At 75.3% G+C, this 18,561-nt stretch carries 10 protein-coding genes; 3 read left to right on the top strand and 7 right to left on the bottom strand.

Features of this window, described 5'->3' with window-relative positions; all coding sequences use genetic code 11:
- The first annotated feature begins 190 nt into the window (after positions 1 to 190).
- Together dxs and ACF1AG_RS07600 are read left to right on the top strand one after the other, a co-directional pair.
- Positions 191 to 2,161 (top strand): 1-deoxy-D-xylulose-5-phosphate synthase, encoded by a 1,971-nt coding sequence (gene dxs, locus ACF1AG_RS07605; protein WP_359601368.1) that lies wholly within the window; start codon positions 191 to 193, stop codon positions 2,159 to 2,161.
- A gap of 180 nt (positions 2,162 to 2,341) precedes the next feature.
- Positions 2,342 to 3,850 (top strand): amino acid permease, encoded by a 1,509-nt coding sequence (locus tag ACF1AG_RS07600; RefSeq protein WP_359601369.1) that lies wholly within the window; start codon positions 2,342 to 2,344, stop codon positions 3,848 to 3,850.
- A gap of 643 nt (positions 3,851 to 4,493) precedes the next feature.
- On the opposite strand, the gene ACF1AG_RS07595 is transcribed toward ACF1AG_RS07600, so the two are convergent.
- The 6 genes from ACF1AG_RS07595 to ACF1AG_RS07570 are packed head-to-tail and all read right to left on the bottom strand — an operon-like array spanning position 4,494 to position 10,512.
- Entirely contained in the window at positions 4,494 to 5,708 is a 1,215-nt protein-coding gene (locus tag ACF1AG_RS07595) for a beta-ketoacyl-[acyl-carrier-protein] synthase family protein (RefSeq protein ID WP_391809466.1), read from the bottom strand.
- The gene (locus ACF1AG_RS07590; RefSeq protein ID WP_359601371.1) at positions 5,705 to 5,965 is read right to left on the bottom strand and encodes an acyl carrier protein; all 261 of its coding nucleotides are present in this window, start codon (positions 5,963 to 5,965) and stop codon (positions 5,705 to 5,707) included. Before ACF1AG_RS07590 ends, ACF1AG_RS07595 begins: the two co-directional genes overlap by 4 nt.
- Positions 5,929 to 6,966 carry an NAD-dependent epimerase/dehydratase family protein gene (locus ACF1AG_RS07585; RefSeq protein WP_387795489.1) on the bottom strand — a complete coding sequence of 346 codons (1,038 nt, stop codon included), beginning with the start codon at positions 6,964 to 6,966 and terminating at the stop codon, positions 5,929 to 5,931. The genes ACF1AG_RS07590 and ACF1AG_RS07585 overlap by 37 nt, the downstream gene beginning before the upstream one ends.
- Positions 6,963 to 8,561: an AMP-binding protein gene (locus ACF1AG_RS07580; protein WP_359601373.1), complete on the bottom strand. Its 1,599-nt coding sequence runs from the start codon at positions 8,559 to 8,561 to the stop codon at positions 6,963 to 6,965. The genes ACF1AG_RS07585 and ACF1AG_RS07580 overlap by 4 nt, the downstream gene beginning before the upstream one ends.
- Complete coding sequence (locus ACF1AG_RS07575) at positions 8,558 to 9,493, bottom strand: alpha/beta fold hydrolase (RefSeq protein ID WP_359601374.1); 936 nt, start codon at positions 9,491 to 9,493, stop codon at positions 8,558 to 8,560. Before ACF1AG_RS07575 ends, ACF1AG_RS07580 begins: the two co-directional genes overlap by 4 nt.
- Positions 9,490 to 10,512, bottom strand: a complete 1,023-nt coding sequence (locus tag ACF1AG_RS07570) for a 3-oxoacyl-[acyl-carrier-protein] synthase III C-terminal domain-containing protein (RefSeq protein WP_359601375.1) — start codon at positions 10,510 to 10,512, stop codon at positions 9,490 to 9,492. The genes ACF1AG_RS07575 and ACF1AG_RS07570 overlap by 4 nt, the downstream gene beginning before the upstream one ends.
- Positions 10,513 to 10,663: 151 nt before the next feature.
- Between ACF1AG_RS07570 and ACF1AG_RS07565 the strand changes: the two genes are divergently transcribed.
- A complete protein-coding gene (locus ACF1AG_RS07565; protein ID WP_391809465.1) occupies positions 10,664 to 18,076 on the top strand; it encodes an SDR family NAD(P)-dependent oxidoreductase in 7,413 nt (2,470 codons plus the stop codon).
- 59 nt (positions 18,077 to 18,135) lie between these two features.
- Here the strand turns inward: ACF1AG_RS07565 and ACF1AG_RS07560 are convergent, their stop codons facing one another.
- Positions 18,136 to 18,507: an NTP pyrophosphohydrolase gene (locus tag ACF1AG_RS07560; protein WP_359601377.1), complete on the bottom strand. Its 372-nt coding sequence runs from the start codon at positions 18,505 to 18,507 to the stop codon at positions 18,136 to 18,138.
- Between the last annotated feature and the right edge of the window lie 54 nt (positions 18,508 to 18,561).

Genomic DNA, 18,561 nt, shown 5'->3' with positions numbered 1-18,561 from the left:
CCCTTGGGTCATGGCTGTGCCCGGTGCCTTCACAGGTGCCGGGCACAGTCGTGTCGTAGGGGCGTCCCACCGGGGTACTGCCCGAACGGGTGATGTACGACGCACCGCCCTGGGAACGATCGGTTGAGCGGAAGATTAGACTCGACCCGCCCGGCAACAGCTCGATCAGCTCTACTGCAAGGAGGCACGGGTGCCGCTGCTGACCCGCATCAGGGGACCGCGCGATCTGGACCGGCTCACCCTGGAGGAGCTCGACCAGCTGGCCGGGGAGATCCGGACCTTCCTCGTCGACGCGGTCTCGAAGACAGGCGGCCACCTCGGCCCCAACCTCGGTGTGGTGGAGCTCACCATCGCCCTGCACCGGGTGTTCGAGTCGCCGAAGGACAAGGTCCTCTGGGACACCGGCCACCAGTCCTACGTGCACAAGCTGCTGACCGGCCGGCAGGACTTCTCCAAGCTGAAGATGAAGGGCGGCCTCTCCGGCTACCCCTCGCAGGCGGAGTCCGAGCACGACGTCATCGAGAACAGCCACGCCTCCACGGTGCTCGGCTGGGCCGACGGCATCGCCAAGGCCAACCAGCTCATGAAGCGGGACGACAGCCACGTCGTCGCGGTCATCGGCGACGGCGCCCTCACCGGCGGCATGGCCTGGGAGGCGCTCAACAACATCGCCGACGCCAAGGACCGCCCGCTGGTCATCGTCGTCAACGACAACGAGCGCTCCTACTCGCCCACCATCGGCGGCCTGGCGAACCACCTGGCGACCCTGCGCACCACCGACGGCTACGAGCGCTTCCTGACCCGCACCAAGGACCTCCTGGAGCGCACCCCGGTCGTCGGCCAGGCCCTCTACGACACCCTGCACGGCGCGAAGAAGGGCCTCAAGGACTTCATCGCCCCGCAGGGCATGTTCGAGGACCTCGGCCTGAAGTACGTCGGCCCCATCGACGGCCACGACATCGAGGCCCTGGAGTCCGCGCTGGCCCGTGCCAAGCGGTTCAACGGCCCGGTCATCGTCCACTGCATCACCGAGAAGGGCCGCGGCTACCAGCCCGCCCTCCAGGACGAGGCGGACCGCTTCCACGCCGTCGGCAAGATCCACCCCGACACGGGCCTGCCGATCGCCACCTCCGGCGCCGACTGGACGTCCGTCTTCGGCGAGGAGATGGTCAAGCTCGGCGAGGAGCGCGAGGACGTCGTCGCCATCACGGCCGCCATGCTCCAACCGGTCGGCCTCGACAAGTTCGCCAAGCGCTTCCCCGACCGCGTCTACGACGTCGGCATCGCCGAGCAGCACGGCGCCGTCTCCGCGGCCGGCCTCGCCCACGCGGGCGTGCACCCCGTCTTCGCCGTGTACGCCACCTTCCTGAACCGCGCCTTCGACCAGGTGCTCATGGACGTGGCCCTGCACAAGTGCGGTGTGACGTTCGTGCTCGACCGGGCCGGCATCACCGGCACCGACGGCGCCTCCCACAACGGCATGTGGGACATGTCGCTCCTCCAGGTCGTGCCCGGCCTGCGGCTCGCCGCCCCGCGCGACGCCGACCAGGTCCGCGCCCAGCTCCGCGAGGCCGTCTCCGTCGAGGACGCCCCCACCGTGGTGCGCTTCTCCAAGGGCGCCGTCGGCCCCGCCGTGCCCGCCGTGGGCCGCGTCGGCGGCATGGACGTGCTGCGCGAGCCCGGCACCGACACGCCCGACGTGCTGCTCGTCTCCGTGGGAGCGCTCGCGCCGATGTGCCTGGAGATCGCCTCCCTGCTGGACCGGCAGGGCATCTCCGCCACCGTCGTCGACCCGCGCTGGGTCAAGCCCGTCGACGAGGCCATGGCCCCGCTCGCCGCGAAGCACCGCGTCGTCGTCACCGTCGAGGACAACTCGCGCGTCGGCGGTGTCGGCTCCGCGATCGCCCAGGCCCTGCGCGACGCCGGGGTGGACATGCCGCTGCGCGACTTCGGCATCCCGCCGCGCTTCCTCGACCACGCCTCGCGCGCCGAGGTCATGGCGGAGATCGGGCTGACCGCCCCGGACGTCGCCCGTCAGGTCACCGGCCTGGTGGCCAAGCTGGACGGCCTCCCCCACTCTCGGCTCCGCTCGAGCGGGGGGACCCCCACCGAGCGCTCCTCCGCGGACGCCGTCGACTCGGTGGAACCCGCCAGGGACTGACCCGCCGTCCGCGCGACCCGCCGTCACCGGTCCGGCCGCGCGCACGTGGTCCGAACGGGCCGCGCGTGCCACCGTGAAGTGTGGCGCGCGCGGCCCGTTCGCGTGAAGGGGCCCGCGCCGGGGCAGACGAACCACGCCCCCTCTCGATCATGTCGAGGACGACAAGCGTGGGAGGTACCCGTGACAAGCCCCCTCTTTCGGACGAAGAAGGTAGAGCAGTCCATCCGCGACACGGAGGAGCCCGAGCACGCCCTCAAGAAGTCCCTGTCCGCGCTGGATCTGACCGTCTTCGGTGTCGGTGTCATCATCGGCACCGGCATCTTCGTCCTCACCGGCACCGTCGCCAAGGACAACGCCGGTCCGGCCACCGCCCTGGCCTTCGTGGTGGCCGGTGTCGTCTGCGCCCTCGCCGCGCTCTGCTACGCCGAGTTCGCCTCCACCGTCCCCGTGGCGGGCTCGGCGTACACCTTCTCGTACGCCTCCCTGGGCGAGCTGCCGGCCTGGATCATCGGCTGGGACCTCGTTCTGGAGTTCGCGCTCGGCACCGCGGTGGTGGCCGTCGGCTGGTCGGGTTACATCCAGTCGCTCTTGGACAACGCGGGCTGGGAGATGCCCGCCGCCCTCGGCAGCCGCGAGGGCTCCGACGTGTTCGGCTTCGACATCCTCGCCGCCGCCCTGGTGCTGGTCCTCACCGGCATCCTGGTCCTCGGCATGAAGCTGTCCGCCCGGGTCACCACGGTCGTCGTCGCCATCAAGGTGACCGTCGTCCTGGTCGTCATCATCGCCGGTGCCTTCTTCATCACCGCCGACAACTACGACCCGTTCATCCCGGACTCCAAGCCCGTGCCCGCCGGGGACAGTCTCGACTCCCCGCTCATCCAGCTGATGTTCGGCTGGGCCCCGGCCAACTTCGGCGTGATGGGCATCTTCACCGCCGCGTCCGTGGTGTTCTTCGCCTTCATCGGCTTCGACATCGTCGCCACGGCCGCCGAGGAGACCAAGAACCCGCAGCGCGACATGCCCCGCGGCATCCTCGGCTCGCTGTTCATCTGCACCCTGCTGTACGTCCTGGTGTCGCTCGTCGTCACCGGTATGCAGCACTACACCGAACTGTCCGTGGACGCCCCGCTCGCGGACGCCTTCAAGGCCACCGGACACCCCTGGTACGCCGGCTTCATCAGCTTCGGCGCCGCCGTCGGCCTGACGACCGTCTGCATGATCCTGCTGCTCGGCCAGACCCGGGTCTTCTTCGCGATGAGCCGCGACGGACTGCTGCCCCGGTTCTTCTCCCGGGTCCACCCCCGGTTCAAGACCCCGCACCGGCCGACCATCCTGCTCGGTGTCCTCATCGCGATCCTGGCCGGCTTCACCCCGCTGAACGAACTGGCCGCGCTGGTGAACATCGGCACGCTGTTCGCCTTCGTCATCGTCGCGATCAGCGTGCTCATCCTGCGCCGCACCCGGCCCGACCTGCCCCGCGCGTTCCGCACCCCGTGGGTGCCGGTGCTGCCGATCGTGTCGGTGGCCGCCTCGCTGTGGCTGATGCTCAACCTGCCCGCCGAGACCTGGGTCCGGTTCGGCATCTGGATGGCGATCGGCGTCGTCGTGTACTTCCTGTACAGCCGCAGCCACAGCCGGCTGGCGCGGCGCGAGGAGGCGGACACCGCGGCTCCGCCGAAGCGGTCCTGACGCGACACCGTGCGTCGACGCCCCGCGGCCCCGTCACCGGATACGTCCGGGAGACGGGGCCGGGGCGTGAGCGGGGTGCTTCGCGGGAGGCGGTTCCCGGATCGGCGGAGGCTCCCCGTAGCCGGGGCGGCGAGGCAGGGGCCGGGCCCGTGCTCCCAGCCCCGTACCGGTCGGCGTAAGGCGCGCGACCGGGCCTCGTGAGGCACGGTGCGCCAGGCGGCGGGCGGGTGGTCCGGGTCCGGGGACGGCTTGCGGGCGTGCTCTCGGTTCTTCGGGGTGCGGCCGAGGCACGAGGGTGCGAGGAGACGGAAGGCCGCTGCGGGCAGTGCGGGTTCGGCCAGTGCGCGGGAGGCCCGCGGGCCTCGCTCTCCGTCCGTACGGGCCGGCGCCCCGGCCGGGCGTGGTGAGGCACCGGGCGGCAAGGCGGCGGGTGAGTGGGGTGAGCGGTGCGGGCCCCGCGGGCTCGGGCCCGGGGACGGCTCGCGGGCGCGCGCCCGGTCCGTGCACGGACGCGCCCGGCCTGCGACCCGCGCTCGGCGTACGGGAGCGTGAGGTGGCCGCGGCCCGGTGTTCGGCGGCAGAGGTGCCCCCGCGTCCGGTCCGGTGGGCCCGGCCGCCCGCGCACGACCAGGGCTTCGGAGCGTCAGGAGGCGAAGGCCAGAACGACGTTGTGGCCGCCGAAGCCGAACGAGTGACTGACCGCCACCCGCACGTCCTGCCGGCGCGGCGCCTTGGTGACGCAGTCGATGCCGAAGGCCGCCGCGGGCGCCAGCAGGTTCCCGACCGGCGGCACCGTGCGGTGCTGGAGGGTCAGGACGGTCAGTGCCGCCTCGACGGCGCCCGCCGCTCCCAGGCTGTGCCCCAGCACGCCCTTCGGCGCGGTCACGCTCGGCCGGTGCGGCAGCACCCGTGAGATCAGGGCCGCCTCCGCCGCGTCGTTCAGCGGCGTCGAGGTCCCGTGCGCGTTGACGTGGTCGACGTCCCCCGGGACCAGGCCGGCGTCCGCGAGGGCGCCGCGCAGTGCCTCTTCCGCGCCCCGGCCGTCCGGGGCGGGCGCGGTCGGGTGGTGCGCGTCCGAGGTGCTGCCGCAGCCCACGAGCCGGGCCCGCACGCATGCTCCGCGTGCCTCCGCGTCTCTGGCGCGCTCCAGTACGAGGACTCCCGCGCCCTCCGCGAGGACGAAGCCGTCCCGGTCCTCGGCGAACGGCCGTGACGCGGTGGCCGGCGCGTCCGTGCGCCCGGACAGCGCGCCCATGCGCCAGAACCCGGCGGCGGCAAGCGGCATGACGGCCGCCTCGGTGCCGCCCGCCACGGCGATGTCGCAGCGGCCGGCCGTCAGCAGGTCGCGTGCGACGGCGACGGCGGTGGCGCCGGACGCGCACGCCGTGGCCGGTGCGAGGGCGGGACCGCGCGCCCTGAGGTCGATGGAGACCTCCCCGGCCGCCGTGTTCGGCAGGATGTGGGGGATGGTCAGCGCGGACACCAGGTCGGCGCCCCGCTGTTCCAGTCGCCTGGCCTGCTGCTCGCGCACCTCGTCCGCGCCGAGGCCGCAGCCGAGCACGACGGCGACCCGCCCGCCGTCCCAGGTGACCGGGTCCAGGCCCGCGTCGTGGACGGCTTCGCGGGCGGCCAGCACGGACAGCACGGCGTTGCGCGCCGTGCGCCACGAGGCGCGTCCCACACGCCGGTCCAGTTCCTCACGTGGCAGGGGAACGCGGCAGGAGAAGTCGACGGGCAGCCCCGCCAGCGCCGGATCGCGGGCGGCCGTGCCCTCGCCGCGGCACACCGCGTCCCAGGCGGCGTCGACGCCCGCCCCGGCCGGGGTGACCAGGCCGAGTCCCGTGACGGCGACGGTCATGAGGGCCCCACCGGGCGCGCGCCCTCCGCCCGCAGGGCGTCGAGCTGCCGTGCGACCTCCTCCAGAGTGGACGTGCCGACGGCGGCCTCGGCGCTCACCCGCACACCGAGGCGCTCGTGGAGGACGAGCACCAGCTCGGTCAGGGCCAGCGAGTCGAGGTCCAGCTGCGCGAAGGTGCGCTCCGGCTCGATCTCCTCCTCGGGGACACGGAACGAGCTGGTCAGGACGGATCGGAGGACGTCGTAGGAGTCCGGCACGGTTCTTCCTCGCTGGGGTGGGGGAGGGACGGGGCAAGCTCCGCGACGCCCTCGTCGAAGGAGACGGGCGGCACGAAACCGAGGTCGCGGCGCGCCGCGGTGAGGTCGAAGTGGTGCGGGTGCAGCAGCTCCTCGACGAGGAACCGGCTCAGGGCGTGGGTGCGGGTGCTGCCGGCCAGCCGCAGCAGGGCGTCGGCCGCCGTCGCCCCCGCGGCCGCCAGCGGGGGCGGCACGGCGCACCAGCGGGCGCGGATCCCGGCGGCCCGAAGGAAGTGCCCGGTGATCTCCCGCAAGGTCCGCGGGTCGCCCTGGCCGACGAAGTAGGCCCGGCCGCCCGCCTCGGGCGTCCGCCGCAGCCGGTCCAGGGCGAGCAGGTGGGCGTGGGCGGCGGTGCGCACATGGGTGGTGTCGACGAGGTTGGCGCCGCGCCCCGGCATCGGCAGCAGTCCGGCCCGTACGGCGCGCGCGAGGGCGGGCGCGAAGTGCGGGTCGCCCGGCCCCCAGACGATGTGCGGGCGCAGCGACACCGTCGCCAGGTCCGGGCCGTGCGCGGCGAGCACCAGCGCCTCCGCGCGCGCCTTGCTCGCCGGGTACGGGGCGAGATGACGGAGCGCGTACGGCAGGCTCTCGTCGACGCCCTCCAGGCCGCCGGGCCGGAAGACGACACTGGCGGTCGAGGTGTACACCAGCGTGCGCACCCCGTGGGCACGGCACTGCGCGACGACGTGCCGGGTGCCGAGGACGTTGGTGGTCCAGTACGGCCGGGGCGGGCCGCTGACCCCGGCCAGGGCGGCGTTGTGCACGACGGCGTCCTGCCCGGCGACCGCGCGGGAGACCGCGGCGGTGTCGGCGAGGTCGCCGAGATGCTGACGGACGCCCAGCCGGTCCAGGTGAGTGCTGTACCGCCGGTTCAGGGAGGCCACGGTGTCCCCGCGGGCGCGCAGGCGGCGGCAGAGCTCCAGGCCGAGGAAGCCGCTCCCTCCGGTGACGAGGACCTTCACGACAGCCTCCCGCGCAGCCGCCGGGCGGCCCAGCCGGCCAGCCGGCCCCGGTCGGTCTTGGAGTTGTGCCGGGGGTCGGTGGGGAAGCCGGGGTGCAGCAGGAAGGCGCCCACCCGGTGGCCGTCCGGATGCTTGCGCACCACCTCCCGCACGGCCGCCAGCGCTCCGGAGCGGGCCACGGCGGGCAGCAACTCGACACACAGGACGGGCAGTTCACGGCGCGCGGTGCCGATGCCGACAAGGGCGGTGCGGCGCACGCCCGGCGTGGTGTCCGCCGTGGCCTCCAGGTCCTCGGGGGCGAGCGTGAAGGGGGCGCCGGTGTCCGTGTCGACACCGTGGATCAGGTGGGCCTTGCGGCCGAGGAACCACAGCCGCCCCTCGTCGTCGACCCGGCCGAGGTCGCCCGTGCGGTGCAGCAGGCCCTCGCCGGTGTCGCTCTTGGTGGCGGTGTCGGCGTCCGGGCGGCCGTGGTAGGCGGGGCTGACGGTGGGACCGCCCACCGCGATCTCACCCGCCCCGGTGGCGTCGGCGTCCAGGATCCGGGCCCTGATGCCGGGCAGCGGGCGGCCCAGGCAGGTGCCGGCGTGCCCGGCGGGCGGGACCGTGCGGGTGTCGCGCAGCTCGTGGTCGCCGATCGACGAGACGGGCAGGCATTCCGTGGCGCCGTAGACGCTGCGCACGTCCGCGTCGTCCGGCACCACGGCCCGCAGCGCCTCGGCGAGGCCGACGCGCAGGGGCGCGCCGAAGGACAGCACCTGGCGCACCGAGGGCAGCCGGACGCCGTGGCGGACGCAGTGCCGGGCGAGCAGGGTGAGCACGGCGGGCGACGCCAGGACGACGGTGGCCCGGTGCTCCAGGACGGGGGCCACCACCTCCTGCGGCCGGGTGCGGGCCGGGGCCAGGTGGTTCACCGCCGGGACGACGGTGACCGGGCCCAGCAGCGGACCGAGCAGGGCGACGGGAAGGAACCCGGCAAGGAGGACGTCGTCGTGGCGCGGTCCGATCAGTGCGGTCAGCGCGTCGAGCTGTCCGGCCACCGTGGACAGGCGGTACTCGGCTCCCTTGGGCCGCCCCGTGGAACCCGAGGTGAAGGCGATCAGGGCGGTGTCGTCGCCGTGGGGCTCGTGGAGGTCCGGCGGGTCGAGGGGGCCGGAGCCCGGCGGCGCGGTGACCAGCCGCCGCACCCCCGGCACCGGGACCGGGCCCGTGACCAGGGGGATGCGCACGTGCGGCCGGCCCCAGCGCAGGGCGCGGCGCCCGAGGTGGGCCAGGGCCTCCCCGACGAAGACGTCCGGGGCGACGTCCGCCAGACAGCGGCTCACCTCGGCGCGCGGCTCGATCAGCACGGGAACGGCGCCGAGCACGCCGAGGGCGTAGGTGACGGCCGTCAGGTCGTAGGCGTCGCGCGTCATCACGACGGCCTTGTCGCCGGGGCGTACCCCGGCGTCGTGCAGGTCGCGGGCGATCCGGTGGCAGCCGCGAAGCAGCTCGCCCCGGGCGACCGTGCGGGACGCGCCCCCGCGGCACGTCACCAGCGCGAGGCCGTCGGACCGGCCCTCCAGCCGCTCGGCGAGCCCGGAAACGGTCGCGGTCATCGTTCCCCCAGGAAGTCTCTGATCAGGTCGGCCAGTTCCGGTGCCGCGTCCTCCATCACGTAATGGCCGGCGTCCGGGAAGCGGTGGACGGCGGCCCGGGGGAAGCGGCGTTCCCACTCGGCCGCCAGGTCCGGGGTGAAGACGGGATCGCGCATGCCCCAGCCGACGAGCACCGGCAGGTCCGTCAGCCCCGTCCCGCCGGCGGGCGGTTCGAGGAGCCGCCAGACCGGGTCGGCCGGGTCCCGGGGGATCGCCCGCACCGCGTCGGTCAGCGCCCCGCGTTCGGCGCGGCGGGCGTACGGCCTGAGGAACGCGCGGCGCTCGGCGGGGGACAGCGGGCGGTGCACCCCGGCGCGCACGGCGGTCCGCGCGAAGCCGTTGGTCCGGTGGACCAGCCCGGAGACCGGCCGGTGGTCGCGGATCCAGCGCAGGTAGAACGGCAGCCGGAACCCGTCGGGGAAGGGGAAGGTCACGGTGTTGCAGACGACGAGCCGCTCCACCACGCCCGGGTTGCGCAGCGCCCAGGCGACGCCGAGAGGACCGCCCCAGTCGTGCAGCACGAACGTCCAGCCCCGCTCGGGCAGCCCCCGGTCGTTCACCAGATGGCGGTGCAGGGCGTCCAGGCCCTCCAGTTGGGCCTCGTACGGGTCGGGCACCCCGCCGGCCGGCCGCAGGTGCCGGGACAGGCCGAACCCCGGCAGGTCGGGCGCCAGGCAGCGGGCGTGCGGCGCCAGCCGGTGCAGCAGCTTGCGCCAGACGTAGCTCCAGGCCGGGTTGCCGTGCAGGAACAGCACCGGGCTTCCGCTGCCGAGGTCGAGGTAGTGCTGACCGGTCACCGGCGCGCGCCGCCAGTGCCGGGGGTCCGGGTAGCCCGGCATGAGCCGTTCCAGCACGCCGGGGGCCGGGGCGCGGACCGCCGGCACGGCGGTCACCACCGGACCAGCGCCAGGCCGAAGCTGAAACCGCTCGCCAGGCCGATCATCGCCACCAGGTCCCCGCGCTCGATCCGGTCGGCGCGCACCGCCTTCGTCAGCTGCAACGGCAGCGAGGCGGCCGCGCAGTTGCCGTGCTCGGCCACCGCCGCCATGCACCGGTCCTCGGGCAGACCGAACATCTCGAGCGTCTCCCGGTACTGGGGCATCGCGATCTGGTGGAAGGCGACGAAGGCGCAGGACGACACCGCGCGCAGTTCCTCCGAGGCCGTCTCCAGGATGCGGGGCAGCGCGTCGAGCGCGCCCTGCCGCAGGTCGCCGTTGAGCCGCAGCGTGGTGTGGTCGTCGTGCACCGACAGGTGGTGCATGCTGCCTCCGCCGGCCACCGTGCACGCCTCCCAGGCGGCGGAGTTGCTGACGAACCGCAGCGACAGCACACCGGGGTCGTCCTCGCCCGCCGGCCCCGCGGTGAGGACCATCGCCGCGCCCGCGTCGGACGCGGTGTATCCCGGCAGGGCCCGCAGCAGGGCCTGCCGGTCGGGGGCGTGCCACCGGGTCGCCAGGGTCGCGGGCTCGCCGCAGGCGATCAGCACCGTGCGGTAGCGGCCCGCCTCGATGAACGCCGTCGCCACCTCCATCGCGTTGAGGACGCTGTTGCAGGCGTTCTTCACGTCGAACACCGGGCAGGCGGCGTCCAGTTTGGCGGCGACGAGGTGGGAGGTGGCGGGCTCGATCAGGTCCTGCGAGGTGGACGCGAACAGCAGCAGGTCGACGTCGCCGATCTTCAGCCCCGCCTCGTCGAGCGCCTGGCGGGCGGCGGCCACGGCGAGGTCGGAGGCGTTCTCGCCGTCCTCGTGCACATGGACGCCGCGCACGCCCGTGAGGTCCTCCAGCAGGCCTGGCGGCGGCGCGTAACCGCCGGTCGCGGCGATCCGGGCACGGATCTCCTCCATGGTCCGGTAACGGGACGGCAGATGAGCGGTGACGGCCGCGATGCGGGCACGCAGGGCTTCGGGCACCGCGTCACCGTAACGGCGGCAGCCTGCGCAAACGCCTTGCGGACGATCACCTTCACTCCAACGAGTGGGCGCCGCTGGCCTTTTCGAACCGGGATGTTCTCTACTCCGCTGACAAAGCTGGCAATCGGCGCGAGAGGGCGGGAACTTGGCGATGCAGGAGTACGAACGAGCGGTGGCGGTCGTGGGGATCGGCTGCCGGCTCCCCGGGGGCATCACCGGTCTGGACGGGCTGTGGTCCGTGTTGCGCGAGGGGCGCGACATGGTCACCGAGATGCCCGCCGACCGCTTCCCCAGGGACCGGACGGTCGACCCCGGAGCGGTCCGCCCGGGCCGCAGCTACACCGCAGCCGGCGGCTTCCTGCCGGACGTGGCCTCCTTCGACGCCGCCTACTTCGGAATGTCGCCCGCCGAGGCCCGGCACGTCGACCCGCAGCAGCGGCTCCTGATGGAGATGGCCGCCGAGGCCCTCGACGACGCCGGCCTCCCCGCCGAGTCGCTGGCCGGGTCGGACACCAGCGTGTACGTCGGCGTCTCCGACCCGGCGTACGGCGTCGGACTGTCGATGGCGCAGAACCACACCAGCCCGCACACCATGCCCGGCGCCACCCTCTCCATCACCGCCAACCGCCTGTCGTACGCCTTCGACCTGCGCGGCCCCAGCATGGCCGTCGACACCGCCTGCTCCTCCGCGCTGGTCGCCCTGGACCGCGCCTGCCGCACCCTGCACGAGGGCACCGGCCGCGTCGCCCTCGCCGCCGGCGTCAACGTCCTGACCAGCCCCTACTCGTTCGCCGGGTTCTCGTACGCGGGCATGCTGTCCCGGCGCGGGCGCTGCGCGGCCTTCTCCGCCGACGCCGACGGCTTCGTCCGCGCCGAGGGCGGCGCCGTCCTCGTCCTCAAGCGCCTCGCCGACGCGGTCGCGGACGGCGACCGGATCCACGCCGTGCTCGCCGCCACCGGCAACAACACCGACGGCCGCAGCACCGGCATGATCGTGCCCAGCGCCGAGACGCAGGAGGCGCTGCTGCACGAGGTGTACGCGCGGGCCGGCGTCGGCCCCGACGACCTGCTGTACGTCGAGGCGCACGGCACCGGCACCCAGGCCGGCGACCCCGCCGAGGCGGAGGCCATCGGCCGCGCCCTCGGCCGGCGCCGCAGCCGCGGCCCGCTGCCGATCGGGTCGGTGAAGACCAACATCGGCCACCTGGAGCCGGCCTCCGGCATGGCGGGCCTGCTCAAGGCGATCCTGGTGCTGCGCCACCGGCTCGTCCCGGCGTCCCTGCACGCCCTCCCGCTCAACCCCCGCATCGACTTCGACGGCCTGAACCTCGCTCCCGCCGTCGAACCCGTCCCCGTACCCGACGACGAACGGGCCGCCGTGGGCGTGAGCGCCTTCGGCTTCGGCGGGGCCAACGCCCACGCCGTCGTCGTCCCGCCGCCCGCCGCGCCCGAACCCGAGCCGGAACCCGACGGGACCGGGCGCCCGCTGCCCCTGATCGTGTCCGCACGCTCCGGCGCGGCGCTCAAGGAACTGGCCGGGCGCACGGCCGAACGGCTGCGGGCAGCGCAGCCGGCGGAGTTCTACGACCTGGCCCGCACCAGCACCGTACGGCGCACCGCGCACCCGCACCGGGCCGCGGTCCTGGCCGCCGGTCCGACGGACGCCGCCCGCCAGCTGGACCTCCTGGCGGCCGGCGAGCCCGCCCGCGGGGCCGTGGTCCGGGTGAGCGAGCGGGCGGGCGCGGCGTTCGTCTACTCCGGCAACGCCTCCCAGTGGCCCGGCATGGGCGCCGGCCTGCTCGACGCCGAGCCGGTCTTCCGCCGGGCCGTCGAGGAGGCCGACGCGGCCCTCGCCCCGTACCTCGGCCGGTCCGTGATGAAGGAACTCGCCCACCCGGCGCCCCGCACCTGGCAGCGCACCGAGGTCGCGCAGCCCGCCCTGTTCGCCGTGCAGGTCGGCCTCACCGCGCTGCTCGCCTCGTACGGGGTGCGGCCCGCGGCGGTGGCCGGGCACAGCGTCGGCGAGGTCGCCGCCGCCCACGCCGCCGGCGTCCTCACCCTGGAGCAGGCCGCCCTGGTGATCGCGGAGCGCAGCCGCACCCAGGGCACCACCGCCGGCCGGGGCCGCATGGCCGCCGTCGGCCTGCCCGAGGAACGGGCCCGCGAGGAACTCGCCGGGTACGACGGCGCCCTGGAGATCGCGGGCGTCAACAGCGACCGCGACGTGACCGTCGCCGGGAACGCGGACGCGCTCGCCGCCTGGGGCGCCGAACTCACCGCACGCGGCGTCTTCTTCCGCGACATCGGCCTCGACTACGCCTTCCACAGCCGGGCCATGGACCCCATCCGCGAACCGCTGCTCACCGCCCTGGACGGGCTCGCCCCGGCCCCCGCCCGCATCCCGTTCGTCTCCACCGTCACCGGCACCCGACTGGACGGACCCGAACTGGACGCCGGCTACTGGTGGCGCAACGTGCGCGAACCGGTCAGGTTCGCCGAGGCCGCCGCCCTGCTCACCGAAGGCCACGCCGGCACCCTCGTGGAGATCGGCCCGCACCCCGTGCTCCGCCCCTACCTGCGCCGCACGGGCGCCACCTGCGTCCCCACCCTGCACCGCGACGGCGACGGCCCGCGCGAGACGGCCGCAGCGGTCGCCGCCGTCCTCGCCGCCGTCCCCGGCACCGACCTCGGCGCGCACTTCCCCCGGCAGGGCCGCGTCGCCGACCTGCCCGCCTACCCGTGGCAGCGCGAGCGGTACTGGCACGGCACCCCGCAGGACCTGATCAGCCGCACCAGCGGCAACGGCCTGCTCGACCACCCGCTCGTGGGCGAACGGATGCCCGCCCCGCACCCGGTGTGGCACGGCACCGTCGAACCCCAGCTGGTGCCCTGGCTCGGCGACCACCGGATCGGCGACGACGTCCTCATGCCCGCCGCCGCCTACGTCGACATGGCGCTCAGCGCGGGCCGCCGCGCCCTGGACCGGCCCGTCGAGGTGCGGCACCTGGAGATCGGCCGGCCCCTGTCCGTGCCATGGCCCGACCCCACCCCGGTCGCCCTCCAGACCGCCGTCACCCCCGACGACGGCGCACTCACCATCAGCGTCCGCGAGGAACACGACGGCGCATGCCGGCCCGTCGTCCGCGCCCAGGTCCGCACCCTGCTCGGCACCGCACCCGGCCCGCTCGACGTCGACGCGCTGCGCGCCCGCTGCGCACGCGCCCTGGACGCCGACGCGTTCTACCGCATGTGCCACGCCATCGGCCTGAACTGCGGACCCGACTTCCAGGTCGTCGACCGCATCGACGCCGGTGACGGCGAGGTGCTGGTCTCCTACCGCCTGCGGCACGACGCATCGGCCCACACCGCCCACCCCGTGCTGCTCGACGCCCCGCTCCAGGCCACCGTCGCCCTCGCCGGTCCGACCGCGGAGTCCGCCGCGTTCCTGCCCACCGTCTTCGGCGCCGTCCGTGTCTGGCGCACCCCCTCGCCCCGCGGACTCGTGCACCTGCGCCGCCGCTCCCGCAGCGCCAACGAGATGTGCTGGGACATCACCTACGCCGACCCGGACGGCACGGTCACCGCCGAGATCGACGGCTGCCGCACCCGCCGCGGCCACATGACCGAACACACCCCCCTCACCGTCCAGCGCACCGTGCTCCGGGCCGCCCCGCACCCGGACACCCCCGCGGACCCCTGCCCGCTGCCCGCCCCCGCCGAGCTGGCCCGCGCCGCCGCGCCCCGCCTCGACGCCGCACGGGCAGCCCTGGACGAGACCGGACACCGGCACTTCGTCGCCGCCGCCGAACGCGCCGGCGCCCACTGCTGGGCCGCCGCCCTGCGCGGCCTGCTCACCGACGCGAGCGCCCCCTTCACCGTCGCCGACCTGGTGACGGGCGGCATGCAGCCCCGGCACCGGCGGGCCGCCCGCCTGATGCTGCCGCTGCTGGCCGCACACGGCCTCGCCCGGCAGGAGGGCGACCACTGGCTGCTCACCGGCGAGGGCGAGGCGCCCGAGGCCGTGCTGAGGGCACTGGTGGAGGACCACCCCGGTCACGGCGCCGAAACCCTGCTCCTCAACCGGCAGCTGTGCCGTCTGCCCGAGGTGGTGCGCGGCGTCACCGACGCCGACGGGCTGCTGCCGGCCGGTGACGGTACCGTCGACCAGCTCCACGAGACCGGCCCCGCCCACCGCTACACCCAGCGCGCCGTCCAGGCCGTGCTCCGGGCCCTCGTCGAACGCTGGCCCGCGGACCGCCCGTTGCGCGTCCTGGAGATCGGCGCCACCACCGGCGCCCTGACCGCCGCGGCCCTGCCCGTGCTGCCGGCCGACCGCACGCGGTACGTCTGCACGGCCCCCGCCGGCCACGGCTTCGCCCGCGCCGAACGCCGCTTCGCACGCCACGACTTCACCGAGTACCGCACCCTGGACCCGGACGGCGACCTCGTCGCCCAGGGACTGCCCCGCGGCGGCTTCGACCTCGTCCTCGCCGCCGACGCCCTGCACGTCACCACCGACGTCGCCGCGACTTTGCGCCGCCTGCGCACCGTGCTCGCCCCCGGCGGCCGGCTGCTGGCCGCCGAACCGCACCACGCGGTGCTCCTGGCGCTGCGGTCCGGCATGCTCAACGACTTCTGGGAGCGCGACGACCGCGCCCTGCGCCCCGTCTGCCGCGTCCTGCCCCGCGACCGGTGGGCGCCGCTGCTGGAGGAGTGCGGTTACACCGGGGTCGTCCAGCACGGCCCGGAGGACCGCAGCGTGCTCCTCGCCGCCGCGCCCCACGAGGGCGCGGCCGCCGGTGCGGACACCGAAGGATCGCGGACGGTGACGGACGCTCCGCAGGCCGAAGCCCCCCGGCACGCTCCGGACGCCGCCCCGTGGGTGATCGCCGTGGAGGACGGCACCGAGGCGGACGCGGCAATCGGCCTGGCCGCCCTCCTCGGCGAGGCCGCCGTCGTCACCGCACCCGACACCCCAGCCGCCTGGCGCGCGGCACTGCCCGCCGGCGCCGCCCCGCGCGTCGTCCTGCTGCTCGCGGAGCCGGGTCCGGACGACACCGTCCCGCGCACCGTGCGCCGCGCCGCCCTGCTGCGCTCCCTGGCCGCCGCCTGCGAGTCCGCCGAGGGCCGCGCGCGGCCCCAGGTGTGGCTGGTGACCCGGCCCACCGGTCTGTTCCCCGCACCCGAGCAGCCCGCCCACCCGGGTGACGCGGCCGTCTGGGCGGCCTGCCGCACCCTCGCCAACGAGCGGCCCGACCTGGACCTGCGGCGCCTGTCCTGCCACCGCACCGGCGACCCCGCCACCGACGCCCGCCGCCTCGCGGACGAACTTCGCGCCACCGCCGACGGCGACCCCGCCGCCCGCGAGGACGAGGTCGTGCTGACCGGGCGGGGCCGGTTCGTCCCCCGGCAGACGCAGCACCCGGCGGGCGAGACCCCGCCCGCCCCGGCCCGCACGCCGTACGTCCTCGAGGTCCGCGACCCCGGCCTGCACCGGAGGCTGGTCTGGCGCGAGACGGAACTGCCCGAGCCGGGCCCCGGCGAGGTGACCGTCGAACTGCGGGCCGTCGCCCTGAACTACCGCGACCCCATGCGCGCCAACGGCCTGCTGCCCGCCGAGGCGGTGGAGAACAGCCCTCTCGCACGAGGGCTCGGCACCGACGGTGCGGGCATCGTGCACGCCGTGGGACCCGGCGTAGGCGGCCTGCGGCCCGGCGACCGGGTCACCGGCCTCATGCCGGCCGCCCTCGCCTCCCACACGGCGACCCCCGCGGCCGCCGTCGTGCGCATCCCCGACGCGATGAGCTTCGCGGAGGCCGCCACCTTCCCCGTGGCCTTCCTCACCGTCCACCACAGCCTGGTCCACCAGGCCCGCCTCACGGCAGGGGAGACCGTGCTCGTGCACGGCGGCGCCGGAGCGGTCGGCCTCGCCGTCCTGCAGTGCGCCCGCCGGCAGGGCGCCCGCGTCATCGCCACCGCCGGCACGGAGATCAAGCGGGACCTGCTGCGCACCCTGGGGGCCGACCACGTCCTCGACTCCCGCAGTCTGGACTTCGTCCCTCAGGTGCGCGATCTCACCGGCGGGCAGGGCGTGGACGTCGTGGTGAACTCGCTCAGCGGCGAGGCCATCGCCCGGGGACTCGACCTGCTCCGCCCCAACGGCCGCTTCGTCGAGCTGGGGAAGCGGGACATCTTCCTCAACAACCCGCTCACCCTGCGCCCGTTCGACCGCAGCCTCACCTTCATCGGCTTCAACCTCGACGCCGTCATCGACGCCCCGGCGCTGCGCTCCCGGCTGGTCGAGGACTTCGGCGCCCTGGTCGACTCCGGCGCCTACCGGCCGCTGCCCCACACGGCCCACCCCGCCGCCCGCGTCGACGAGGCCTTCCACCTGCTCCAGCACTCCCGGCACACCGGGAAGGTCGTGGTCACCTTCGACCCGCTCGACGAACCCGTCCCGGTGGAGCCCGCACCCCGCCCCTTCCGGCTCGACGGCGACGGCACCTACCTGGTCACCGGCGGGACGAGCGGCTTCGGCGCGGCCACCGCCCGCCGGCTCGCCGGCCTGGGCGCACGGCACCTGGCCCTGGTGTCCCGCCGGGGCCGGGACGCGCCCGAGGCCCCCGCCCTGCTCCGGGACCTCGCCGAGCGGGGCGTACGGGCCACCGTCCACGCCGCCGACGTCACCGACGAGAGCGCCCTGCGCCGGATCATCGACGCCGTGGACGCCGGCGGGCACCCCCTGCGCGGTGTCGTGCACGCGGCCATGCACATGGACGACGCGGCGCTCGCCGATCTCACCGACGAGCGGTTCGCCGCCGTGCTGGCACCCAAGGCGGGCGGCGCCGCCCTCCTCGACCGGCTCACCGCGGACCGTGACCTGGACCTGTTCCTCGCCCACTCGTCCGTGTCCGCCGCCATCGGCAACCCGGGCCAGGCCGCCTACGCGGCGGCCAACGCCTGTCTGGAGGCCCTCGCCCGGGCCCGCCGCGCCGCCGGCCGGCCGGGCACGGCCCTGGCCTTGGGACCGATCGGCGGCACCGGCTACGTCGCCCGCACCGGCCTGGAGTCCGCGATGACCGAACGCGGTCTGGAACTCCTCAGCCCCGGTGAGGCCCTGGACGCGGCGGGCCGCCTGCTGGCCGCGGGCGCCGACGTCGCCGGGGTGGGCCGCTACCGCTGGGGCGCCGCACGCCATCTGCTGCCCGCGCTGGCCACCCCGCGGTTCGCACCGCTGGCCCCGGACGCCGGCGTGGCCTCCCCGGACGCCCGCGACGAGCTGCTGCGCACCCTCGCCGGGCTGTCCGGCGGCGAGGCCGTGGAGAAGATCACCGAGACGCTGACCCAGCTCCTCGCGACGGTCCTCCAGACCGACCCGTCGGGCCTGGACCCGGCGCACAACGTCACCGACTACGGCCTGGACTCCCTGCTCGGCATGCAGTTCCTGGTACAGGCGAGGGACCTGTTCGACGTCCGTCTCGCCCCGGCCGACCTGGCCACCGGCCGTACCCTCGCGCACTTCGCCCGCCTGGTGCACCAGCGCCTCGGTCTCGGCGAGGAGTAGCGGGACAGCTGCTCCGTCCGCAGTGCCTCACCCGGCACTGCGGACGGAGCACGCGCGTCTCACCGGGGCACCGAGCGCGGCCCCGCGACCTCCGCCCCCAGTTCCGTCACCCTGCGCCGCAGCTCCCGGTCGGCCGTCACCACCAGGACCGGCCGCCCGCCCGCCTCCGCCACCAGGTCCACCATCCGGTCGTCCCCGCTGCCGGTGGCCGGGTCGACCCGTACGCCGGGCACGGACTCAACGCCCCGGGCGGCGCCCTCCACCACGAGGACGATCTCCACCGGGCCCGTCAGGTGGGGCAGCCCGCCGGCGGCCAGCCGGTCCCGCAGCCGCTCGGCGGCGCCCCGGCGGTCCCGCCACCACCCGTCGGGCACCGACCCCACGACGTTCGCGGCGTCGACGATCACGAGCAGGGAACCGGCCTCTTCCATACGGTCAGGGTCCCACGCAAGACCGGGCAATCCCCCCTGGGGGAGGCCGTACGA

This window comes from Streptomyces sp. NPDC014764, assembly GCF_043082785.1.
GTDB classification, from domain to species: domain Bacteria; phylum Actinomycetota; class Actinomycetes; order Streptomycetales; family Streptomycetaceae; genus Streptomyces; species Streptomyces althioticus.
Note: the sequence above shows the minus strand (reverse complement) of the source record. Positions and strands in the feature narration are given on the sequence as shown.

Excerpts from the sequence above, each read along its gene's own strand:
- ACF1AG_RS07580 (WP_359601373.1), bottom strand. The coding sequence starts at position 8,561 with ATGACCGCGACCGTTTCCGGGCTCGCCGAGCGGCTGGAGGGCCGGTCC.
- ACF1AG_RS07565 (WP_391809465.1), top strand. The coding sequence starts at position 10,664 with ATGCAGGAGTACGAACGAGCGGTGGCGGTCGTGGGGATCGGCTGCCGG.
- ACF1AG_RS07560 (WP_359601377.1), bottom strand. The coding sequence starts at position 18,507 with ATGGAAGAGGCCGGTTCCCTGCTCGTGATCGTCGACGCCGCGAACGTC.
- ACF1AG_RS07595 (WP_391809466.1), bottom strand. The coding sequence starts at position 5,708 with ATGACCGTCGCCGTCACGGGACTCGGCCTGGTCACCCCGGCCGGGGCG.